This is a genomic window from Acinetobacter sp. MD2 (assembly GCF_035615575.1).
Lineage (GTDB): Bacteria > Pseudomonadota > Gammaproteobacteria > Pseudomonadales > Moraxellaceae > Acinetobacter.
In genome coordinates, this window is record NZ_VTDK01000001.1 from 182,735 (window position 1) to 206,393 (window position 23,659).

Genomic DNA, 23,659 nt, shown 5'->3' on the forward strand with positions numbered 1-23,659 from the left:
GAATAACTCACTATAATATGGATATTATTTAGAGAATAACTCAAATGGCAGAGAGCGTTTTTCAGCTAGATCGGATTGATCTTAAAATTTTGGATTTATTACAGCGCGATGGGCGAATTTCAAATATTAAATTAGCTGAAGCCATTAATCTGTCCCCCACAGCAGTTATTGCACGGGTGCAAAAACTCACCAAAGAAGATTTTATTTTGGGTTATCACGCCAGTTTGAACCCTGACAAACTCAATGCAAGTTTTTTGGTATTTGTAGAAATTATGTTGGATAAAACCACACCGCATGTTTTAGAAGACTTTATTGAAGCGGTACACAATTATCCTGAAATTATCGAATGTCATATGACCAGTGGTGGATTTGATTTTTTAATGAAAATCCGCAGTAAAAATATGGAAGAATTTCGCCGCATTGCAGGGCAAGTGCTATGGCAACTGCCGGGAATCAAGGAAACGCGGAGTTATCCTGTTATGCAGGTAGTAAAAGAAAGTGCTTTGCTTAAACTTAATCCAAAACAAAAGTCATAAAAAATGAGCCATGATTGGCTCATTTTTTTGATACGGCTTTATTTTTCTGCATGATAACGACGATCTGCTTGTTCAAAGCGTTCTACAACCGTTGCATTCGGTGCTTTGTCTAATAAGCTTACGACTATAATTGCAATAGCAGAAAAGACGAAGCCCGGAATAATTTCATAAATGCCTGTAGCTGCAAATAAATTTTTCCATAAAATGACGGTAATTGCCCCTAAGATCATGCCTGTTACCGCACCTTTTAAGGTCATGCGCTTCCAAAACAACGAAATTAGAATCAGTGGGCCAAAAGCAGCACCAAAACCTGCCCAAGCATAAGACACTAAGCCTAAAACTTTGCTGTCAGGGTTACTTGCAAGGAAAATTGCAAACACTGAAATTGCAAGTACCATACCACGACCGACCCAAACCAATTCTTTTTGGCTGGCATTTTTACGGAAGAAAACTTTATAAAAATCTTCGGTTAATGTACTTGAACAAACTAATAATTGGCAGCTTAAAGTACTCATCACCGCAGATAAGATTCCTGCCATGACAATACCTGCAATCCATGGGTTAAATAAAATTTGAGTCAGTTCCATAAAAATCAACTCAGAGTTTTTATTTACTGCGCCTGATAATTCAGGATGTGCTTGGAAAAATGCAATTCCAAAGAAGCCTGCACCGACTGCACCTAATAGGCACAGAATCATCCATGCCATACCAATACGACGTGCGGCAGGAATGGATTTAACCGAATCGGCTGCCATGAAGCGCACTAAAATATGTGGTTGACCAAAATAGCCTAAGCCCCACGCCATGGCTGAGATAACAGCAACAACACTAATATTGGACATCATTTCAAATGCATGTGGACGTGCAGCTAAAATATAGGCGCTAAATTGTTGTTCATTACCTGTAACGGCCAAGTAAGTAAATACAGGGGTTAAAAACAAGGCAAATAGCATCATGGCTGCTTGGAAGGTATCAGTCCAACTAATTGCAAGAAAGCCACCAATACAAACATAGCTAATTGTTGCTATTGCACTTAACCATAATGCAAGGGTGTAATCCATATGGAAAATGGTTTCAAATAAACGTGCGCCTGCGACCATGCCCGAAGCACAGTAAATCGAGAAGAAAATTAAGATAATGAGTGCGGAACTAACGCGTAAAATTCGTGATTGATCATCAAAGCGATTGGTGAAATAGTCGGGTAAAGTTAGAGCATTGTGCTGAACTTCGGTGTGAACACGCAGTCGTCCTGCAACTAAGCGCCAATTTAGCCAAGCGCCAATAATTAAACCAATCGCAATCCATGCCTCAGACAATCCAGTTAAATAAATGGCGCCAGGAAGTCCCATTAACAGCCAGCCACTCATGTCCGATGCGCCCGCAGATAATGCGGTGACAAAAGCCCCAAGGCTACGTCCGCCTAAAATATAATCTGAAAAATTCGTTGTAGCTTTATAGGCATAAAAGCCAATACACACCATGGCTGCAATATACAGCACAAAGGTAATAACGGTAGGATTCGCATAATTCATATATAAGGGTATCCTAATGGTGTTGAATGCCAGCCTTCCGTGTTGCAATGAAGGGAATGTAACAAAAGTCGGCTATTCTAAAAGAGTTCTGTTAATGTTACAAAAATAAATCAATACGCGATTTAAACGTTAAAAAAATTCTGGTTTTGTGACATTATTTTCTAGTGAAAAAGATTTAAGCTGTGGAATGAGATTTTCAAGCCAATCAATCCATGTCTGTTCCATTTGTATGCCTAATTCTAAAATCATCCGATGAATGAACAAGGTCCGTTGTTTGGGTGCGGCGCGTGTAAAATCTTTGGCAAAAATCTGTTGATAAATATTGAGTGTTTGGCGATGGATATTTAAATGTTGTTCTAATTCTTGTAGCAGTTGATTACCACCTAGCTGGGCTTCAGCACGTAAGCGTACCATTAAATCATCCCGTACTTGGGCCGGTGCGCTATGTTGGCTCAGCCATTCGGTCAATGCTATTCGTCCAAGTTGCTCGACTTGATACGTTTTACTGCGCGTAGATGTAATATCTGGTGTAATTGAAATCCAATCTTTTTTTAGCATTTGCTTTAATTCACGATAAATTTGTTGATGACTGGCCTGCCAAAAATACCCCATCGAATGATCAAAACGCCGTGCCAATTCAAAGCCCGTACTGGGCTTTTCTAATAAAGATGTGAGTAGAACATGTGCCAAAGACATAGTTGCTCTGTTTAGCAAATCAATATATCGATATTAAATAGAAGATTAAGATGACTGTCGAGGTTATGCAAAAAGTTGCATAAAAAACACCGCTTCGCATATAAATAATCTCAATAAGTTGCATAAAAAATCATGCAAGCATGACGCTAGCGAAATAAGGAGTTGGAAATGTCAAACTATCCGCATCTGTTTGCACCTTTAGATTTGGGATTTACCACTTTAAAAAACAGAATCATTATGGGGTCGATGCATGTCGGCTTAGAAGAAGCCCCACAAGGCTTTGAACGCATGGCAGCCTTTTATCGTGAACGCGCTGAAGGTGGTGTTGGTTTGATTGTAACAGGTGGTATTTCCCCAAATGCTGCAGGTGTGACCTTCATGGGTGGTTCGAAATTGGACGACCTTCACGAAGCCGAACAACATAAAGTCATTACGCAAGCTGTACATGAGGCAGGTGGTAAAATTGCCATGCAAATTTTACATACAGGGCGTTATTCGTATCAGGCCGAAATAGTTGCACCATCTGCGCTTCAAGCACCAATTAATCCTGTAAAGCCACACGCATTGTCATCTTCTGAAGTTCAACAAAGTATTGATGACTTTGTGAATTGTGCCAAGTTAGCGCAATATGCAGGATATGATGGTGTAGAAATTATGGGCTCAGAAGGCTACTTAATTAATGAATTTATTGCCGCAAGAACCAATCATCGCGAGGATGAATGGGGTGGAAGCTATGAAAATCGGATTCGGTTTCCAATTGAAATTGTGAAACAAGTACGTGCGGCAGTAGGTGAAAATTTCATTATTATTTATCGAATTTCAATGCTTGACCTAGTCGAGGGCGGTTCGACTTTTGCAGAAGTGGTACAGCTTGCAAAAGCCATTGAACAAGCAGGCGCAAATATTTTAAATACAGGCATTGGTTGGCATGAAGCGCGTATTCCAACCATTGCTACCCAAGTGCCTCGTGCGGCTTTTACATGGGTGACGAAAAAATTAAAAGGTTTGGTCAATATTCCGTTGATAACGTCAAATCGGATTAATAACCCTGAAACGGCTGAAAATGTATTGGTGGAAGGGCATGCAGATATGGTGTCTATGGCACGTCCAATGCTTGCCGACCCTGAATTTGCTTTAAAAGCCGAGCAAGGTCGTGCTGATGAAATTAATACGTGTATTGGTTGTAACCAAGCTTGTTTAGACCATATTTTTGCGATGCGTACCGCATCATGTTTAGTCAATCCACGTGCATGTCGTGAAACAGAACTGATTTTTAAAACGGCTGAATTGAAAAAGAACATTGCTGTGGTAGGGGCGGGGCCAGCAGGATTGAGCTTTGCTGTACATGCGGCTGAACGCGGGCATCAGGTCACTTTGTTTGAGGCAAATGCTCAAATCGGTGGGCAGTTTAATGTTGCAAAACAAATTCCGGGTAAAGAGGAGTTTTATGAAACACTGCGTTATTTTCAGCGCAAAATTGAGTTGCTAGCAGACCATATTCACTTAAAGCTGAATCATTGTGTAAGTTTTGATGAGTTACAACAGCAAAACTTTAACGAAGTGGTGATTGCAACAGGTGTTACGCCTCGTCCATTAGAGATTGAAGGTATTGATCGTCCCAATGTTTTGACTTATTTAGATGTACTTCGACATAAAAAACTTGTTGGACAACGTGTTGCGATTATTGGCGCAGGAGGCATTGGTTTTGATACGGCTGAATATTTAACGCAGATGGGTGTTAGCGCGAGTTTAAGTCCACAAAAATTTTATGACACGTGGGGAATTGATACCGAATATGCACATGCAGGTGGGTTAAAAGCCGCTAAACATGAAGCATCACCACGCCAAATCTATTTATTGCAGCGTAAAAATAGTGCAGTTGGGGCAAATTTAGGTAAAACGACTGGTTGGATTCATCGTGCTGAATTGAAAATGAAACACGTGAAAATGCTTGCTGGTGTAAGTTATGACAAAATTGATGATGCAGGTTTACATATCACCATAAATGGCGAATCGACTGTATTGGAGATTGATCATGTGGTGATTTGTGCGGGGCAAAACCCATATACGGCAATGTATGATCAATTATGTCAACAAGGTCAATCGGTGCATTTAATTGGTGGGGCAAAAGAAGCAGGCGAGTTAGATGCAAAACGCGCAATTCGTCAAGGTGCTGAATTGGCTGCAACAATTTAAAATATGCATCTATCTTTCATATGAAATTTATTTAAAAAACAAGCATCCATTAAGGATGCTTGTTTTTATTGGATCTTTAGTTTTTCAGCGCAGGTGTTGCTGCGGCAATTGCTGCGGCAACGGCATCATCTTCAGAAAGTTTAGCTGAAGTATGTTTCTTCGGTGCATCCACTTTTTGTGTTTTTACAGGTGTTGGGTCGGTATTGTCGGTTTTTGGGGGTGCATCTGTAGGTGTAGGGGTGTTATCTGTATTTGTTTGGCTTGGCTCAGTTGGTTGGGTAGGTGGAGTGTCTTTTGTTTCACGGCGAATGGTTGTTGTCGTGTTGTTGGTCTCTTGGTGTTCAACTTCCACTTTTGCAGCAGGGGCTGGTGGTGTTGGTGCAGTCGCTTCGCTTGCAGCAAGTGGGTGGAACTGCTCTGTTGCAGGGTTCGTATTGCTTTGTTCAGACTGTGCTTGTTGGTCTTGAGGCTCAGAAGTATTTTCTTTTTTTGAACATGCAACCAAAAGTACAGTTACGGCAATCGCACCGCAGATAAGAAGTTTTTTATTCATCGTTAAAAACATTTTAAATAGATTAATGACAAGAGCCATTATAGCAAGAAATTTGAGATTAAAAATGTTCAGTTATGTCACTAAATTAAGGTAAAAACGATGTTAAAATAGCCGATTATTTATTGTTGGATGAATAGATGCGGATTGCCTTTGCTTTATAGGGGCATAGTAAAGTAAAATTGTCCAGCATTGCATGCCTATTTTGGCTTGATTGTACGAGAAACCAAATGACCCATTTTATTTTCGTTACTGGCGGTGTTGTATCATCGCTTGGTAAAGGTATTTCAGCTGCTTCAGTTGCTGCACTTTTAGAAGCACGTGGTTTAAAAGTGACCATGGTCAAAATGGATCCATATATTAATGTCGATCCAGGCACAATGAGCCCATTCCAACACGGTGAAGTCTTTGTTACAGAAGATGGTGCCGAAACTGACTTGGATTTAGGTTATTACGAGCGTTTCTTACGCCGTGCCAAAATGACGAAACTCAATAACTTCACCAGTGGTCGTGTTTATCAAGACGTACTTAACAAAGAACGTCGTGGCGATTATTTAGGTGGAACTGTTCAAGTTATTCCACATATTACCGACAACATTAAAGAACGCGTACTTCGTGCAGGCGAAGGTTATGACGTTGCGATTGTTGAAATTGGTGGCACAGTGGGTGACATCGAATCATTGCCGTTTATGGAATCAGTGCGTCAGCTTTTAGTTGAGCTTGGTCATAAACGTAGTATGCTCATGCACTTGACTTTATTACCATATATTAAGTCGGCAGGTGAGCTTAAAACGAAGCCAACACAACACTCTGTAAAAGAATTACTGTCAATTGGTATTCAACCAGACATTTTAATTTGCCGTACAGAACATGATGTTGATGCCGACACCAAACGTAAAATTGCGTTGTTTACTAACGTACAAGCGCGTGCGGTTGTGGTATGTCAAGATGCAAAAACGATTTATGAAATCCCACGTAAGTTCTCTGAACAAAATGTTGATGATTTAATCTGTGAACGTTTTGGCTTTAACGAATTACCAGAAGCTGATTTAAGCGATTGGGATCAAGTTTGTGAAGCTTTATTGAACCCTGAACACATTGTGCGTGTTGCAATGGTGGGTAAATATGTTGAATTACCAGATGCTTATAAGTCGGTAAATGAAGCACTTGAGCATGCAGGCATTCAAAATCGCGTTAAAGTTCAAATTGACTATGTGGATGCAGAGCAACTTGAATCTTTAGATGTTCAGGCAACCTTAAAAGATGCCGATGCAATTTTGGTTCCGGGTGGTTTTGGTGAACGTGGTACTGAAGGCAAAATGAAAGCGATTCAATTTGCACGTGAAAACCAAGTGCCATTCTTAGGTATTTGCTTAGGGATGCAACTTGCAGTGATTGAATATGCACGCAATGTTGCTGGTATGCCTGAAGCAACGTCAACAGAATTTAATCGCTCTACAAAATACCCATTGATTGGTTTAATCACTGAGTGGTTAGATGAGCGCGGTGAATTACAACAGCGTAGCGTTGAATCTGATTTGGGCGGCACTATGCGTTTAGGTGCACAAAGTTCTGAATTGGTTGCAGGCACAAAAACCCGTGAAGTGTATGGTAAAGCTGAAATTACTGAACGTCATCGTCATCGTTATGAAATGAATGATCGTTTCATTGCACCGCTTGAAGAAGCAGGCATGAAAATTTCGGGTTATTCAACTGCACAGCACTTAGTTGAAACAGTTGAAATTCCTGCACATCCATGGTTTATTGCGGTACAGTTCCATCCAGAATTTACTAGCTCGCCACGCGATGGTCATCCATTATTTGCAAGCTTTATTGATGCGGCAAAAGCGCATTATCAAAATACCAAATAATGGCGAATACACACTTAGGATAGTTTAAATGTCACAATTAAAACCACAGCAAATTGTACGTTTAGGCGATATACAAATGGCAAATCATTTGCCATTTGTACTATTCGGCGGCATGAATGTACTTGAGTCAAAAGATTTAGCTTTTGAAATTGCAGAAAGTTATATCGAAATTTGTAAACGTTTAGACATTCCTTATGTCTTTAAGGCGAGCTTTGATAAAGCCAACCGTTCAAGCCTGCATTCGTTTCGCGGACCAGGCTTTGAAAAAGGTGTGGAATGGTTAGGCGAACTTAAAGCTAAGCTGAATGTACCTATCATCACCGATGTCCATGAGCCTCATCAAGCTGAAGCGGTTGCAAGTGTTGCTGATATTATTCAGTTGCCTGCATTTTTAAGCCGTCAAACCGACTTAGTTGAAGCAATGGCAAAGACTGATGCGATTATCAACATTAAAAAAGCACAATTCCTTTCACCACGTGAAATGAGCCATATTCTGAATAAATGTTTAGAAGCAGGCAACGACAAACTCATTTTATGTGAGCGCGGTACAGCATTTGGTTATAACAACCTTGTGGTGGATATGCTTGGTTTTGACACCATGAAAGCCATGAATGTCCCTGTATTTTTTGATGTGACCCATGCATTACAAACCCCAGGTGGTCGTGAAGACTCTGCTGGTGGTCGCCGTGCCCAAATTACCACGTTGGCACGTGCAGGTATGGCAACAGGTTTAGCTGGTTTATTTTTAGAAGCACATCCAAACCCAGATATTGCAAAATGTGATGGGCCATGTGCTTTACGTTTATCTCAACTTGAACCATTTTTGGCGCAGTTAAAAGAGTTAGACACATTGGTAAAAGGATTCAATGCGTTAGACACCCACTGATGCAATGATCGCATCAGTTTAATTACTTAACAGAGGAACAGTTCATGAGCCAAATCGTTGACATTCGTGCGCGCGAAATTTTAGATTCGCGTGGTAACCCAACTATTGAAGCAGACGTGATTTTAGAATCAGGTATTGTAGGGCGTTCATGCGCACCGTCAGGCGCTTCGACGGGTTCGCGCGAAGCATTAGAATTGCGTGATGGCGATGCATCTCGTTATCTTGGCAAAGGTGTACGCCAAGCGGTTCAAAATGTAAATCAAGATATCCGTGGTTTATTGCTGGGTCAAAGTGTTTTTGAACAAAAAGCACTTGATGACCAAATGATTGCGTTGGATGGCACTGAAAACAAAGAGAAGTTAGGTGCGAATGCAACGTTGGCGGTTTCTTTAGCAGCTGCACGTGCAGCATCGCTTGAGCAAGGGCTTCCTCTGTACCAATATATTGCGAACTTACGTGGACAAGAAACTTTGTCGATGCCTGTTCCAATGATGAATATTCTAAATGGTGGTTCGCATGCGGATAATACCGTTGATATTCAAGAATTTATGATTGAACCTGTAGGTTTTTCAACGTTTGCAGAAAGCTTGCAAGCAGGTGCAGAAATCTTCCATTCACTTAAATCTGTATTAAAGAAAAAAGGCTTAAATACAGCAGTGGGTGATGAAGGTGGTTTTGCACCGAACTTACGTTCAAACGAAGAAGCAATTACCGTTATTTTAGAAGCCATTGAAAAAACGGGCTATAAAGCAGGTTCAGACATTATGCTGGCACTTGATTGTGCTGCGTCAGAATTCTATAAAAATGGTCAATATGTGCTTGAAGGTGAAGGCAATCGCGCATTTACTAGCAATCAATTTGCAGACTATTTAGCTGGTTTGGTGAAGCAATATCCAATTATTTCAATTGAAGACGGTTTGGATGAGTCAGACTGGGAAGGTTGGGGTTATTTATCTTCGATTTTAGGTGATAAGATTCAACTGGTTGGTGATGATTTATTTGTAACCAATCCAAAAATCTTACAGCGTGGTATTGATCAACGCATTGCTAACTCAATTTTGATTAAATACAACCAAATTGGTACCTTAACTGAAACGCTAGATGCGATTTATCTTGCTAAAGCTAATGGTTATACTACAGTAATTTCGCACCGTTCGGGTGAAACTGAAGATTCTACTATTGCTGATTTAGCAGTTGGTACAGCAGCGGGTCAAATTAAAACAGGTTCACTCAGCCGTTCAGACCGTGTTGCAAAATATAACCAATTGCTACGTATTGAAGAGGCGACTCAAGCCATTTATCGTGGTAAAGCTGAATTTAAAGGTTTGAACTAAACTTTATGCTGACTTATGTAAAAGAAGCCTTTGATTCTTTTTCAAGTCGCTGTATTTTGGTGCTTGCGATTGCTTTGATCGCAGGTTTCCAATACATGTTCTGGTATGGTGAAGGTGGTTATTATGATCACCAACGCTTGATGCAGCAAATCCAGCAACAGGGCGATGTGAATACAGACTTGAAAGAACGTAACCGTATTTTGGCGGCAGAAGTCTATGATCTTAAAAATGGTGTAGAAGCAGTCGAAGAGCATGCACGTTTAGATTTGGGCTTGATTAAGCCAAATGAAACTTTTGTGCAAATGAGCACCATCAGTACCCAATATCAATCGACGTATGTCGACCCAAATAATGCCAAAGATTCAAAAAATAATGAAGATGAAGACAGCCCAGACCTCCACTAAATTGTGGGCCATTATTCCGGCAGCGGGTTCAGGGCGGCGTTTTTCTGCGACAGAATTAAAACAATATCAGCCTTTGTTAGGCAAAACTGTGCTTGAACATAGCGTTGAGCGTTTAAATCATTTACCGTTACAAGGTTATGTTCTTGCTATTGCAGAAAATGATACGCTTGCTCAAACTTTGCCTTTAGCATGTGTTGAACGTGCCCATTTTTGTTTGGGGGGATTAGAGCGTGTTGATTCAGTATTAAATGCGCTTAATTATTTACTCACGATTGCAGATGAGCAGGATTATGTTTTAGTTCACGATGCAGCGCGTCCCTGCGTTACAACTGATAATTTAACCAGTTTGGTTGATTGTGCCGTACAGCTGCAATGCAGTGCAATTTTGGCAGTTCCAGTGCGGGATACGCTTAAAAAAGTAGCAAATCAGTGTATTGAAACAACAGTAGATCGTTCACATTTATGGCAAGCACAAACGCCACAAATTGCCCAAATTGGCTTATTAAAACGCGCCATTGAGCAGGCTTTGGCAGCTCATGTTGCTATTACCGATGAAGCAAGTGCACTTGAGTGGTGCGGGTATGATGTGACTGTGGTAGCAGGTCGCTCTGATAATTTGAAAATTACTTTTCCTGAAGATCTCGTGCTCGCAAGCCTGATTTTAACTGCTCAGCAAGAGAGCCATTAGTCATAAAGTCGATAATTTCCAACAAAACGGTCACAAGATTGATGCGGTTGGTTTTTGATTAACCGTATGGTTAAAATGGCTTTTTGAAAATTAAAACCATATTGGCAAGCAGTTTCATTATTTGTTACTTGGTTTTTTTGATCTTGATTTTGATAAGCTAAGAAAGCCACACTTTGCTTGTTGCGGTGATTATTTGGATTACGATAAGCAATCCCTTCGATTTTAATTCTATTTTGATCGAGTTGATGAATTTGCAAATGGACTTGAGGGTCGGCGGTTTGACCATTTTTATATTGAATAAAATGTTGAGTAAGATTTTGATTTAAAGAGCTATAGCTATTTAAGTCATCACTTCGCGTTTCAAATTGTTGTTGTATACAGCGTTTATTTTTGCATTGTTGAATGCGTTTTTGCCATAAAATTTGTGTGTCTATAATTAAACGTGGTGGGGCATTGGTACTTAAATAAGTATTAAATAAGAGCTGATTGAGTTGTTGCTTTTGTTTTAGGGTTTCTGCATTACAGAGTAAACGTGGCTTGGCTTTAAATGGGCATACCAATTTTTGAGCATAACTTGGAGTTGCCCACAGCACAAGGCTTAAGCTGATAAGAGATTGGCAAATTTTAAACCGATTAAGCGCAAACTTCCAATGCATGATCGCGTATACTTTTAGACTATAATGCTAGCGCTACTATAGCGAACCTATAACTGTAAACACAAGCAATCAACATGATTTAAATGAGAGATTCAAGCATGCTAAAGCTAAGAATTGGACAGGGAATGGATGTTCATGCCTTTGAAACAGGTGATTTTGTGACACTCGCAGGTGTACGTATTCCACATACACATGGCTTAAAAGCACATTCTGATGGCGATGTGGTCTTACATGCATTGGCTGATGCTTTACTTGGTGCGGTTGCATTGGGAGATATAGGGCAGCATTTTCCTGACACAGACCCTGAATTTAAAGGTGCAGATAGTAAGAAGCTATTACAACATGTTTATCAATTAATTCAAGCAAAGGGATATCAGCTAAATAATGCGGATATTACGGTGGCGTGTGAACGTCCGAAACTTGCACCACATAACCTTGTAATGCGTCAAAGTATTGCCGATGCTTTGCAGGTTGAATTGGATCAAATTAGTATGAAAGCGACAACGACAGAAAAGTTGGGTTTTACGGGTCGCCAAGAAGGGATCTTAGCGACCGCAACCGTTTTATTGGTTGCTATTTAATAAAAATGGCGTGTTTGCAACAAGGCATGTTGTAACTCTTGGGTTGCTCGTCGCCCCTTGAGTTGCAAATCTACCCCATGAATGAGACCTGTCCAAGTGTCGTTGGGTGTCCAAATTTGATGCATTAAATCTTGCGCTGCAGGAAGGTCAATATCCATATAATATTGACGGTACAGATACATCAAAGCACTCACGCGATAATTTTTGGCACAGTGCAGCCAAACGGTATGCTCGTGGGTGAGCGAGCTGAGCATATCAAGGACTAAAAGTGCTTGTTCAGGGTCAGGTAACTCCCATGAAATTGGAAGTTGAATATAATTTAAACCGAGTTCAAGGCAAATTTTATCTTCATTTTTCAGTGCATTATTAGCATCGCTTAATGCAATGTTAATAACGGTATTAATGCCATAGGCTTTAATATGTTCAAGCTCTTTGGCGGTAGGCTGTCCAGAAGTAAATAAATGCTCGTGAATAAATTGGAAGTTTAAAGTTTGGCTAAGCGCTTGTTCTAAAGTATTCATAATATTGACGTTCATAAAAAACGCCATCAAATGATGGCGTATAGAAATAACTTAACGACGAGGTAAGACATCCTTAAGTGCTTCATGCATGTCTAGAAGGGTTTTTTCGGTGGTTTCCCAATCAATACAGCCATCAGTCACTGATTTTCCATATTCTAAATCACATAAGTTTTCTGGAATATCTTGGCGACCACCTTTTAAGTGACTTTCAACCATTAAACCAACAATTGATTTGTTACCATCTAAAATTTGTTCAGTGACATTTTTTAGTACAAGTGGTTGCAAGTATGGGTCTTTATTTGAGTTCGCATGGCTTGCGTCAATCATAATTTTGTTGCTAACTTTTGCTTTTGCCAAAGCTTGTTCTGCTTCAAAAACTGAAGTTGCATCATAATTTGGTTTGCCATTGCCACCACGTAATACTACATGCCCATAAGCATTGCCACTGGTACGAATAACAGAAACTTGTCCTTCATTGCTTAAGCCTAAGAAGCTGTGACCATGTTTCACTGCTTGCATTGCATTGGTTGCAACAGTTAAGCCACCGTCAGTACCATTTTTAAACCCAACAGGGGATGATAACCCCGATGACATTTCACGATGGGTTTGGCTTTCAGTGGTGCGTGCGCCAATGGCAGACCATGCAATTAAGTCTTGTAAATATTGTGGTGAGTTCGGGTCGAGTGCTTCGGTTGCACACGGTAAACCTTTTTCATTGAGTTCAAGTAAAAGTTGACGACCTAAACGCAAACCTTTTTCGATATTAAATGAGTCATTCATGTCTGGGTCATTGATTAGACCCTTCCAACCTACTGTTGTACGTGGTTTTTCAAAGTAAACTCGCATTACAATATATAAAGTATCCTTGACTTTTTCACTTAAGACTTTTAAACGGTCGGCATATTCATGTGCTGCTTTAGTGTCATGAATAGAACATGGTCCAATCACAACAAATAAACGCTTGTCTTCACCATCTAAAATTTTACGAATCGTTTCACGTCCTGTGAAAACCGATTGAGATGCAGTTTCAGATAAAGGAAGCTCAGCTTTAAGTTGCGCTGGAGTCACTAAAGGTTGAATACTTTGAATATTGATGTCATCAATATCGGTAGAGGTAATAGAATTGGACTGTAAACTATTCATTGCCGTCACTGAAAAAATACAATTATTGGATATTTTATCAATATAGCACGCTTTGTTCGATAAGCGTGCGATATTCGCTAAAATTGATGTGCTAAGAAAATATGGATTATTTGGTGCTGCTTTGTGGTGAATTTTGTAGCTGTGTCACGGCTGTTGCAATTGGTTTAGGTTTATCTTTAATTGGATGTAAAATAAAATTAATACCCAATAAAAATAAGGTGATACCGAGTACTTTACGAATTATGCGCTCAGGCATTTTAGAGCTGATTAATGTGCCAATAATAATTGATGGAATAGAGCCAATCAGAAGATAGGTCAATAGCTGAAAGTCCACGTTACCAGAACTCATGTGTGCCATGCCTGCAACAAAGGTCAGTAATACCGCATGGGCCACGTCCGAGCCAATAATACGAATCATTGGTAAATTCGGGAACAGTAAAATCAGAGCCATTACACCAAACGCACCCGCACCCACAGAAGAAAGGGTGACGAATACACCTAACACAATGCCCATAATGATGATGTAAAGCACACGGTTGGTTGTAAAAGAAATTTGCTCGCTTTCAATTTGTTGTGAAGAACGAAAACGGCTAAAGAATTTTTCAATTTGCGCTCTAAAAACAATTGAAATACCTGTTAGTGTGAGCATAAAGCCAAGCACAATTGTCAGGACTTTTTTGTATTCGTTCGATTGGCTTAAATAGTTTTCAAGCACCCAATGTGTTCCAAACGATGCCGGTATACTTCCAACCGAAAGCCAAAAAACCAAAGGCCAAACAATATTGAGTTTTTTTGCATGCACCATCGAGCCACAGAATTTAGAAATAGAGGCATAAAGCAAGTCCGTGCCAATGGCAATGTGTGGTTCTATTTTAAATAAACCAATGAGTATTGGGGTCATCAGTGAACCGCCACCCACGCCTGTAATTCCAACACAGAAACCAACCAGTACGCCTGCAAGTATAAATTGGATCGCATCAACCATTTTGAGTATGCCATTATTCTAAATCTTGGATATGGTATGATTTTTTATGAAAAAAAACAGTCATAAAAAATGATTTGCTTATTCAAAAAAAGAAAAAGCAAATAGGAATCATTTCTATTTTTTGGGGCTTAACTGGTTGGAATATAAAATAAAAATGAAAATCACAGGACTTGCAAATACCCAAAAGCTGACAAAACCGACTGAAAATCGATAATAATGGCTAAGTAAGGCCGTTGAAATCAGATAAAAACTTAAACTTAAGCCACGACACAACCGTGGTCGCTGGTTTAAGAATTGAAACATCGCATAATGACGCTGGGACTTTTTTTTATCGCTAATAATGTATACGCAAAAAAAGACCAGAAAAATGCAGATTAGACTGATCATTAGCATTATGTTTGCCTCTGTTTCTGTTGTATTTTTTGCATGATTTTTTGTCGTGCTTGCTGTTGAATCGGTTTGATTTTCAAATAGATGAAAATGGCCAAGGCTGAAAATGCCCATAAAAATGCATCAAAATATAGATAATGCAGATAATCTTGCACCGATTGAACCCAACCATGTTTAAATAAAATGAACATATTTAAAAATGGCAAGCAGCTTGCTAAAACAATAAAAATGATTAATTGGCTTCGCCAAAGTTTTTCTTTGGGGGTTAATAAAGCCAAAAGAATGCTAATGAGCCATGCAGTAAAAAAACTCGCAACTTCATAATTCGTTGGTTGGGAAATCGTCCATAAGCGATTCGCATAGAAATAAACTAAGGTTGCAATAGGCATTCCAACACAGGTGCTTACATTAAGTCGGTCGACCAAATAGTGACCAAAGTGGAATTTGGATTGTTTGTTTTGCAGTTGTCTTTTTAAACTCCAAAGCAGCATGCCAGATGCAATCATAAAACAACCTAATAGTCCGCTAAAAAATAATGCAAAACGTAGCAGTGGCTGTGCAAATAACGCCATATGTAAGCCATAAACACCCGCATATAAAGTACTAATCGGGGTTTCGCGTCTGGTATTTTCAAGCAGTTGTCCATTGCTTCCCATTAAACTCAGTTGGGGGCTATTGATGGTAATACTTTCATCTTTGGTTTGTTTTATCGTAATTTCGGCTTGTGTTGTATTCGGCTTTTTAATGCGGATACTTTCAATTTCAGGGTTTTCTGACCATTGTTGCTGAACAATATGTTGTACTTGTGCTAAAGATAACATCGGTGCTGCGGCAAGTGGCGGCTGTGTAGTTTTAATCGGTTTCTCTGCAATCTCTTGGAAAAACTGGCGTGAATTATCTGGGTAGTTTTTTTGAATCCCATAAGGTAGATAAATATAGAAAAAAATTGCCAATCCAGTAAAGGTAATGGTTAAAAAAAAGGGCAGCGCAATGACTGAAACGACATTGTGAAAATCGAGCCATGAGCGTTGTGATTTAAACGTGCGTAGCGTGAAAAAGTCAGTAAAAATTTTTTTATGGGTAATAATTCCTGAAATAAGTGCAATTAACATTAAAAATGCGGCAATACTGGTAATGATACGCCCCAATACAATGGGAATAGCATAGAGCTGAAAATGAAAATTATAAAAAAAATTGCCGCCTTCAGTGGTATTTTTAACTTCTAAGCCTGTTTTATAGTCTAAACTTTTAGATTCATAGCTATTGTCAGCTTTTTGCCAGTAAATCTGGTTAAATGGCTGTTCTGGACGGGCTGGGTAGATATACCAATTTTGCGCATCGGAGGCATTTTTTTGTAGATAGTCCCATGCCGAAACAACGGCCTTTTGCTGAGAAATTTCGCTATTTTGCCATTGGGGTTGCATCCAATGAGTAATTTGGTTTTTGTAATAAGACAGCGTTCCAAATAAAAAAATGCTAAACAACAGCCAACCCAATAGAAGACCGACCCAAGAATGTAACCATGCCATCGATTGGCGAATAGATTTGTGCATGACAGTTTAGCCTATGACAAAGTAAGCGGTATACGAAATCACTCCAATTAAGATGCTGTATAAACTCAGCTTTTTAAGAGAATTGACACAAAACCCAATAATGAAAAAACAGAGGTAGAATAAAATAGCAATCATTGCTGCCAAATACACAGCATCTGCTTTTTGAAACCACGGTTGTAATGCCATTGATAGGGTCGACGTAAGTAAAGCAGTACAGGCATACCCAACAACTAGCACAAGTATTAATCGATAAAAGACTTGTAAACGATAGGAGAGCACCGCGCACCTCTTAAATACAAATAATAATTATTCGCAATATGATTACTCATTGCGCATAAAGATGCAACAAGCAATTATCAGAAAATCCAATAAAGCTGTGAATGTAGAACTTAGTATTTAAATTGAACAGCAATGTTGTAATTGGCTGGTGCACCGTAATAACCTTGACCACCTGACAACCCTGTTAAATACTTTTTGTTGGTTAAATTATTGCCATTAATTTGTAGTGCAAGATGATCATTTACTTCATAGCTTGCCATAGCACTTAACAAAGTATACGCATGTTGTTTTACAGTGCTATAGCTTGTATCGGTAATTTGGTCTTGCCATTTTAGCCCTGCACCAATTTTCAGTTTTGGTATTTGTGGGATGGTGTAGGTTGTTAACAGGTTAAATGATTGTTTCGGTAAGTTGGGATTTGGGTCGGTGCCATCTAGACGACTTTTCAGCGCATATTTGCTATATCCAACACTTAGGTCAAGATTGTCAGATACTTGTCCCGCAAGATTCGCTTCAATACCTTGAGATTCAACATTATATACATTGAATAAAGATACCGAGCCTAACAATTTCCCGCTATCAACGGTGTAGTTATTTTGGGTTGTTTTAAATACGGCAAATGATCCCGTAAGTCGGTCATTGAACCAACTTGCTTTTAAACCAAGTTCATAGCTTTTACCTTCTTTAGGTCCAATTGTTTTTTTTGAAGTATTAAGTTTTGAACCATTAGGTAAGAAAATAGAGGTATAGCTGAGGTAAGCGGTATAATTTGGTGAAAAATTATATGTCAGTCCCACATAAGGGGTTAACTTATTTTTAGTATATTTTTCTGCGCCTTGGTATGCAGTATAGTCAAGTTGATTATAGCTTGCGCCTAAAATGGCTTTAAGTTTATCGTTTATATTCAAACGAGTAGTTGCATAAGTTGTTTTTAAAGTTGATGCGCCATTCGCTGTCCAATCATTAATTTGATACCACGTAGGTTCCGCATAATTGGTACTTGGCTGGATAGATGTTGGAATCAAATGAGTAACATCATAATCTTTAAGATATTCAAGCATTTCTGTTGAAACAGAGTTTGAAAATTTTTCTTTATATTGTGCCCAATTATAACCCATCACAATGTCATGTGTTTTTCCAAATAAATCAAATTTTCCATCTACATTGATGTTGGCATTTTTATTGGTAATTTTTTGATTGTAAATTGATGGATATAAATAATCGATATTATTTACAGTGTTGATGTAAAGCATTTTATTGGTATTTAGAAAGCGCTTATCGTCGTAACTGAGCTTTAACTTCCAATTATCACCAAGTTTTTGTTCAACATTTGCAAAGTAATTGTCGATATCATAATCATAATATGTCCAAGAGGGTACATAGTTGTAATGAGTTGCATAGCTGAACGCGACCCCATTTTTTAATAATGGATTAGAGCCCCATTGTGCACCATTAGTATATTGATGCATCTTTGAGTATCCGATTGAAGCCGTAGTTGCATCGGTTATATCTGCTTCTAAAATACCTTGAATACCATTTTTTTCTTCAGAATTACGATCTAGATATGAATTTCCTGTTTTTTCAAAACCAACCAGTCGCCCACGAACACGGCCATCTTGGGTGAGTGAACCTGAAATATCCGCTTCATAGCGTTGTGTATTCCAAGAACCATAACTGATGCCTGCATTGGCTTGGAATTCCTTGGTTGGACGTTTACGTACATAATTAATGGTCGCACCTGGAGATCCCAATGCATTGGTTAAAGCATCCGCACCTTTAACCACTTCTACGCGATCATAAAAATAACTATCAGGATCATAATTCCAATAATCATAGCCATCTAATTGTGGGAATCCTACGCCATCAACCAAAATATTAGAGATATTAAAACCTCGCGCAGTATAGGTTGTACGGTTGGTTTCTAGCCCTGTAACAGTAACGCCGGGGGTATTGTTCAAAATATCGCGTGTGGTGTGCAAAGAGAAATCATCCATTTGCTGACGCGTGACCACATTTAAGGTTTGTGGAGTTTCTTTGACATCAATATTGAGTTTGGTGGCACTTTGACTGTTTTTAATCGTATACGTTTTTGTACTGTCTGAACTTGGTGCTGTATCTGCTTTTACTGTAATGGTGGCTAAAGTTGGCTGTCCATCTGTGTCATTGGCATAGGATGTGGTGCTTCCCATAATACTAAGTACAGCAAAAGACAGTGCAGAAAGATGATAACGCATCAAGTAATCCTTAGTGCAAATTTAAATGATTCGCAATACTATTATTATTTAATTATTTTTCCAATAAAAATCTGTAGCACTAAGATTAAAAATGAAGAGCATAAAATGAATGAAAATTGTAAAATAATATTTATATCAATAATTTATTGTTTGATTTTTCTTGCATGTATTTTTTGTATTGATCAAAAATAAACTTAAAGAAAATGATCTGTGCATTGACTTGGTTGAAATTCTTTTGTGAAAATCTCGAACTGTTTTATTATAGCGAGCATAAGTTTTTGATCAATACAGGGCATTCTTTTGCAAAATCGTAAATTAAAAATAGGCATTGTTGTGGGGGAGGTTTCAGGAGATACCTTAGGCGCTGAACTCATGCAACGTTTTCACGATTTAGGCATAGATGTCGAATTTGAAGGAATTGGCGGCCCGCAAATGATTGCTGCTGGCTTTAACAGTTTATATCCTATGGAAACGTTAGCCGTAATGGGTATTGTTGAAGTTTTAAAAGATTTAAAACAATTATTTGCAGTCAGAGATGGATTGATTGAGCGTTGGACGAAACAGCCTGTCGATATTTTTATTGGTATTGATGCACCCGATTTTAATTTAAGAGTGTCGAAAAAAATTAAGCAACAACAATTGCCGATTAAAACTGTACAGTACGTTAGTCCATCGGTTTGGGCGTGGCGACAAAAACGAGTCTATGGCATTAAGCAAAATATTGATTTGGTAATGTGCTTATTTCCTTTTGAAAAAGCCTTTTATCAAAAATACCAAGTCCCTGCAATTTTTGTTGGGCATCCGCTGGCGAAGCAATTACCGTTACAGCACGATATCTTACAGGCAAGACAAGCGTTAAATTTAGATGAAGCGGGGCAATATATTGCCTTGTTGCCGGGTAGTCGCCGCAGTGAAGTTGAGCGACTTGCGCCATTGGTATTTTCTGCGGGGCAAATTCTGGCAAAAAAATATCCAAATTATCAGTTTTTGGTGCCTGCAATTAATTCACAACGGCAGCAGCAAATTGCGCAAATTTTACAAGACTATCCTGAGAGTTTTCAGCACAAAGTTCATATATTGGAAAACCAATATACTGAGTCTAAAATTGGTCGTATGGTGATGCAAGCCAGTGACATTGTGGCTTTGGCATCGGGGACGGCAACTTTGGAAGCAATGTTGCTGCATCGCCCAATGGTCACATTTTATAAGCTGCATTGGTTAACATACCAAATTGTGAAATTCTTGGTAAAAATTCCCTATTATTCGTTACCCAATATTATTGCAGGGAAAAAGGTTATTACCGAATTGGTACAAAGTCAGGCAACACCTGAAAAATTGGCTGCCGAAATTGAAAAATTGATGCAGCTTGAGCAAGCAAAAATTCAAAGTATGCAGCATATTTCAATGCATAAACAGCTCATTTCGGGTGATACCGAAGACCCTGTACATGCTATTTTAAACTTAATTGGTACAGTGCCTGCTGAATGAAAGCCGAATAATGCTGCCTAAATTGACAGCATTATTAAACTCATTGCATAAATCTTTTTTCTTCTTTGATATAGAAGAAAACTACATTGGGGAAGAACGTCTATTGTGTTTATTCGGTACGAATAATGAGTTGATAACCTGTATATTTACGGATATTAATCACACCTGAATCCATAATAAGATATTGCCCTTTAATGCCTTGTAGCTTGCCACGAATGGTTGGGGTTTTATCTAAATTATGAGATTTAATTTTTTCTGGGTATAAATCAACAGGGTATACAAATTCACGCATTTGTTCATGTTCTAGAATTTCTATTCCTTCGGAAAAATCTAAATTTTGGCTAAATTCATCGCGGATTTTCTGAATTTTAGGCGTGAACTCAGTCAGAATTTCATTACGAATTTCAGTTAAATTGAGCGGTTCAGCTTCACCTTTTAATAACTTGCGCCAATCGGTTTTATCTGCCAATTGTTCGGCAAACATGGTTTCAAGTTGTCCTGAAAGTCTGCGTGAACCTACTTGCATAATTGGTAATGCTTGGGTTGCACCTTGGTCGAGCCAACGGGTTGGCATTTGGCCTAAACGCGTAATCCCAATTTTCAGCGCGCTAGAATTGGCTAAATAGACAATGTGTGGCTGAAAACAAACATTTTTGGCAAAGCTTTCTTCGCGGCAGGTACCTAAATGATAATGACAGGTTTCAGGCTTCATAATACACAGGTCACAAGACGCTTTAGTTTTAAAGCACTTAAAGCAATGACCTTGAGAGTAAGATTTAGGAGTCTTAGTGCCACAAGAGGTGCAATAGATTTGCCCTGTCCATTCAATTTCAACCTCTTGCCCAACTTGGATGGGTAAATGAACGATTGACGCATCTAACGTAAATTGATATTCAACATCTGCCTTTTGGGTCTTGTGTTCGGTTACACTTAAGTTGGCTAAACTGGCATGCATTTTATGGCAAATGCCTTGTAATTCCATACAAAATTTCTCTCTTACAATTTTAAAGGTGCAGTTTCATGGCAGAACATCATGTCATCACTTCTATGCTAGACGATTTATGTCAGGAACAGCAGATTCAAACTGGATTGTGTATTGGTGAGAACCTCGCACCTTTTACGTTGGTAAACACAATTCAATGGCAGCATTTTAACGTATCTGAATTACTAAGTCTGCCTTTTAGCCAGCGTTATGACTTAGCGGTGGTGTTGTTGGATCGGGTTGAAAATGTCACTGAAATTCATAAAACACAACTGTTGGTTCGACTGCGTGATTTATTTGCAAAACGGTTGATTGTGGTTTGTTTACAGTCTGATACGCAATTAATGCGTGCGTTGGGTTTAACCCAAATTTTAGATCAAACGCAACCCGAGGCCGATTTAAGCTTATGGCAATTTAATATTTTAACCTATAAGCATGTGCCAGATTGGTTTAATTCTAAGTTCTGGGCAAACCCTGAAAATTGGAATAAATTTAGATGGTAAAACAAAAGTTAGAGGATATTTGGGACTAGATAGGTTTTCAGATAAGCCAAAGTTGATATGAAAAAATCTTCGTGGGTATAAGTAAATCATTTAAATACTAAATCTAAACACTTTTGTTAAATTAAAGCGTTATATTTTGATGTGATAATCAAATATAGAGAGATATACATGTCGGATTTAACTAAATTAGTTGAGCAATTAGCAGCTCAAGCATTATCAGGTCAGCAAAATTCGAATGGTGGTGGCTTAGGCGGTGTGCTTGGTAATGTCTTTGGTCAATTGACTGGACAAAATCAAAATACAGGTTCGAGTGGTGGGATTTTAGGTTCTGTGCTGGGGCAATTGACAGGGAATACCGCTCAAAGTACGGGTTCATCTGCTTTATTGGTTGCGGTGATTCCTTTAATTTTAAATTGGATTCAACAACAAGGCGGCTTAAGTGGTGCTTTGGATCAACTGCGTAATAGTGGTTTAGCCGAACATGTTCAAAGTTGGATTGATCCAAATCAGGAAAATCAAACTGCTGTGGTCGATAAAATCCAGTCATTATTTAATCATGAAGAGGTTAAAAATGTTGCTGATCAGACGCAAAGCCAACCGCAAGATGTGTATGCAGCAATTGCAAGTTTGATTCCGCAAGTGATTGATCGCTTAACACCACAGGGTGAGCAAACCGATACGAGCGCGGCAAATCTTGACATCCAAAAAGTGATGAATTTAGCTTCACAATTTTTGAAATAAAAGTATTTGGCTTGAGTGCAATAAAAAACCTGATCATGGATCAGGTTTTTTTTGCATAAAGCGCTGTTATTTAAGCCTCAATTGCCGCTTTAATTTTCTCTGCATTGGCTTTAATTTGTTCCATATCACCCATTTGGGCCGCGTGATTACGCATGGCTTGAATTGAGCTTGGGACCAAATGGAAGTGAACATGTGGTACAGTTTGACCTGCCGCTTCACCTGAAAGTTGCATTAAAACAATACCCTTAGCATCTAAAGCTGTTTCAATGGCGCGCGCAATTTTTTGTACAATTTGGATGGTATAAGATGCATCTTCAGCGCTCAAGTCGAGCAACGTGACTGCTTTTGCTTTTGGAATGACCAGCGTGTGACCATCAGCTTGAGGCATGATATCCATAAACGCAAGAACACGTTCATCTTCATAAACTTTAATTGCAGGAATTTCACCACGTAAAATTTTTGCAAAAATATTTTGGTCATCGTATGCCATTTTAGAAAATCCTTGAAATTAAACTTATTTACAGTTTAATTCTTTCTGATTTGCCTTAATTTGGTCAAGGCGTTGTTGCTCTTTGTCTGAAAATTTTGGTTTGGTGGTAAAGCAATTTTGATTGCCATATTTAGCTTTTGCAGCGGCATCGCTAAAACAATAGCCTTTGGCTGCATAAATTAAGTTGTAATCATCTTCAAGTTTCTGACATTCAGTCGATGCTGCATAAGCACTAGAAACACCTATAAAACCAATCAGACTGGCAAAACTTATACTTAGAACGGTTTTCATATTTATCCTCTTGTGTAACAAGATATGTAAATTACACAATTTCTAATATGGCGGCTCATGGGGAAAAATGCAATGTCTAAAGCGCTCACAATTGTAAGTTATCCTCATTATTTCTCCATTTTTATTGGT

General features: G+C 38.8%; 23 protein-coding genes. 11 read left to right on the top strand and 12 right to left on the bottom strand.

Translation table 11 applies throughout. The features are described 5' to 3' along the window. The first annotated feature begins 44 nt into the window (after positions 1–44). Complete coding sequence (locus tag FXN70_RS00835; protein WP_324645526.1) at positions 45–536, top strand: Lrp/AsnC ligand binding domain-containing protein; 492 nt, start codon at positions 45–47, stop codon at positions 534–536. A 38-nt stretch (positions 537–574) separates the two neighbouring features. Here the strand turns inward: FXN70_RS00835 and putP are convergent, their stop codons facing one another. Then, entirely contained in the window at positions 575–2,068 is a 1,494-nt protein-coding gene (putP, locus tag FXN70_RS00840; protein WP_324645527.1) for a sodium/proline symporter PutP, read from the bottom strand. 129 nt (positions 2,069–2,197) lie between these two features. Next, positions 2,198–2,764: a PadR family transcriptional regulator gene (locus FXN70_RS00845; protein WP_324645528.1), complete on the bottom strand. Its 567-nt coding sequence runs from the start codon at positions 2,762–2,764 to the stop codon at positions 2,198–2,200. A gap of 168 nt (positions 2,765–2,932) precedes the next feature. On the opposite strand from FXN70_RS00845, the gene FXN70_RS00850 reads away from it, so the two are divergent. Continuing rightward, a complete protein-coding gene (locus tag FXN70_RS00850) occupies positions 2,933–4,960 on the top strand; it encodes an NADPH-dependent 2,4-dienoyl-CoA reductase (protein WP_324645529.1) in 2,028 nt (675 codons plus the stop codon). Between the two features lie 76 nt (positions 4,961–5,036). Here FXN70_RS00850 and FXN70_RS00855 read toward each other — a convergent pair whose 3' ends face one another. After that, on the bottom strand, positions 5,037–5,513 hold the full coding sequence (locus FXN70_RS00855; protein ID WP_324645530.1) for a hypothetical protein: 477 nt from the start codon (positions 5,511–5,513) through the stop codon (positions 5,037–5,039). Between the two features lie 227 nt (positions 5,514–5,740). Here FXN70_RS00855 and FXN70_RS00860 point away from each other — a divergent pair, with 227 nt between their 5' ends. The 5 genes from FXN70_RS00860 to ispD are packed head-to-tail and all read left to right on the top strand — an operon-like array spanning position 5,741 to position 10,693. Further along, positions 5,741–7,381, top strand: coding sequence for a CTP synthase (locus FXN70_RS00860; RefSeq protein ID WP_324645531.1), 1,641 nt, complete (start codon positions 5,741–5,743; stop codon positions 7,379–7,381). A 28-nt stretch (positions 7,382–7,409) separates the two neighbouring features. Further along, complete coding sequence (gene kdsA, locus FXN70_RS00865) at positions 7,410–8,267, top strand: 3-deoxy-8-phosphooctulonate synthase (protein ID WP_324645532.1); 858 nt, start codon at positions 7,410–7,412, stop codon at positions 8,265–8,267. A gap of 44 nt (positions 8,268–8,311) precedes the next feature. Further along, the gene (gene eno, locus FXN70_RS00870) at positions 8,312–9,601 is read left to right on the top strand and encodes a phosphopyruvate hydratase (RefSeq protein ID WP_324645533.1); all 1,290 of its coding nucleotides are present in this window, start codon (positions 8,312–8,314) and stop codon (positions 9,599–9,601) included. Positions 9,602–9,606: 5 nt separating this feature from the next. After that, positions 9,607–10,005 (top strand): cell division protein FtsB, encoded by a 399-nt coding sequence (gene ftsB / locus FXN70_RS00875; RefSeq protein ID WP_324645534.1) that lies wholly within the window; start codon positions 9,607–9,609, stop codon positions 10,003–10,005. Continuing rightward, positions 9,974–10,693 (top strand): 2-C-methyl-D-erythritol 4-phosphate cytidylyltransferase, encoded by a 720-nt coding sequence (gene ispD, locus FXN70_RS00880; RefSeq protein WP_324645535.1) that lies wholly within the window; start codon positions 9,974–9,976, stop codon positions 10,691–10,693. Before ftsB ends, ispD begins: the two co-directional genes overlap by 32 nt. On the opposite strand, the gene FXN70_RS00885 is transcribed toward ispD, so the two are convergent. After that, entirely contained in the window at positions 10,690–11,349 is a 660-nt protein-coding gene (locus FXN70_RS00885; protein ID WP_324645536.1) for an A1S_1983 family putative colistin resistance protein, read from the bottom strand. The two genes, ispD and FXN70_RS00885, sit on opposite strands and share 4 nt — an antisense overlap. A gap of 98 nt (positions 11,350–11,447) precedes the next feature. Between FXN70_RS00885 and ispF the strand changes: the two genes are divergently transcribed. After that, positions 11,448–11,930: a 2-C-methyl-D-erythritol 2,4-cyclodiphosphate synthase gene (gene ispF, locus FXN70_RS00890; RefSeq protein WP_324645537.1), complete on the top strand. Its 483-nt coding sequence runs from the start codon at positions 11,448–11,450 to the stop codon at positions 11,928–11,930. On the opposite strand, the gene FXN70_RS00895 is transcribed toward ispF, so the two are convergent. The 5 genes from FXN70_RS00895 to FXN70_RS00915 all read right to left on the bottom strand — a co-directional run bounded on the left by FXN70_RS00895 (position 11,927) and on the right by FXN70_RS00915 (position 19,035). Then, complete coding sequence (locus tag FXN70_RS00895) at positions 11,927–12,478, bottom strand: protein tyrosine phosphatase family protein (RefSeq protein ID WP_420714345.1); 552 nt, start codon at positions 12,476–12,478, stop codon at positions 11,927–11,929. The genes ispF and FXN70_RS00895 overlap by 4 nt on opposite strands. A 24-nt stretch (positions 12,479–12,502) precedes the next feature. Next, the gene (locus tag FXN70_RS00900) at positions 12,503–13,594 is read right to left on the bottom strand and encodes a 3-deoxy-7-phosphoheptulonate synthase (protein ID WP_324645538.1); all 1,092 of its coding nucleotides are present in this window, start codon (positions 13,592–13,594) and stop codon (positions 12,503–12,505) included. A gap of 106 nt (positions 13,595–13,700) precedes the next feature. Next, positions 13,701–14,579, bottom strand: a complete 879-nt coding sequence (locus FXN70_RS00905) for a sulfite exporter TauE/SafE family protein (protein ID WP_324645539.1) — start codon at positions 14,577–14,579, stop codon at positions 13,701–13,703. A gap of 392 nt (positions 14,580–14,971) precedes the next feature. Next, entirely contained in the window at positions 14,972–16,522 is a 1,551-nt protein-coding gene (locus tag FXN70_RS00910) for a PepSY-associated TM helix domain-containing protein (RefSeq protein ID WP_324645540.1), read from the bottom strand. Positions 16,523–16,911: 389 nt separating this feature from the next. Next, positions 16,912–19,035: a TonB-dependent siderophore receptor gene (locus tag FXN70_RS00915; RefSeq protein WP_324645541.1), complete on the bottom strand. Its 2,124-nt coding sequence runs from the start codon at positions 19,033–19,035 to the stop codon at positions 16,912–16,914. Positions 19,036–19,335: 300 nt separating this feature from the next. Between FXN70_RS00915 and lpxB the strand changes: the two genes are divergently transcribed. Next, a complete protein-coding gene (lpxB, locus tag FXN70_RS00920; RefSeq protein WP_324645542.1) occupies positions 19,336–20,523 on the top strand; it encodes a lipid-A-disaccharide synthase in 1,188 nt (395 codons plus the stop codon). Between the two features lie 109 nt (positions 20,524–20,632). Here lpxB and FXN70_RS00925 read toward each other — a convergent pair whose 3' ends face one another. Then, the gene (locus FXN70_RS00925; RefSeq protein ID WP_324645543.1) at positions 20,633–21,505 is read right to left on the bottom strand and encodes a DUF2797 domain-containing protein; all 873 of its coding nucleotides are present in this window, start codon (positions 21,503–21,505) and stop codon (positions 20,633–20,635) included. Positions 21,506–21,543: 38 nt separating this feature from the next. Between FXN70_RS00925 and FXN70_RS00930 the strand changes: the two genes are divergently transcribed. After that, positions 21,544–22,008: a DUF6231 family protein gene (locus FXN70_RS00930; RefSeq protein ID WP_324645544.1), complete on the top strand. Its 465-nt coding sequence runs from the start codon at positions 21,544–21,546 to the stop codon at positions 22,006–22,008. 168 nt (positions 22,009–22,176) lie between these two features. Next, positions 22,177–22,749: a YidB family protein gene (locus tag FXN70_RS00935; RefSeq protein ID WP_324645545.1), complete on the top strand. Its 573-nt coding sequence runs from the start codon at positions 22,177–22,179 to the stop codon at positions 22,747–22,749. Between the two features lie 70 nt (positions 22,750–22,819). On the opposite strand, the gene FXN70_RS00940 is transcribed toward FXN70_RS00935, so the two are convergent. Both FXN70_RS00940 and FXN70_RS00945 read right to left on the bottom strand, forming a co-directional pair. After that, positions 22,820–23,239 carry an HIT family protein gene (locus FXN70_RS00940; RefSeq protein WP_324645546.1) on the bottom strand — a complete coding sequence of 140 codons (420 nt, stop codon included), beginning with the start codon at positions 23,237–23,239 and terminating at the stop codon, positions 22,820–22,822. Between the two features lie 24 nt (positions 23,240–23,263). After that, positions 23,264–23,536, bottom strand: coding sequence for a YARHG domain-containing protein (locus tag FXN70_RS00945; protein ID WP_420714355.1), 273 nt, complete (start codon positions 23,534–23,536; stop codon positions 23,264–23,266). Positions 23,537–23,659 lie beyond the last annotated feature (123 nt).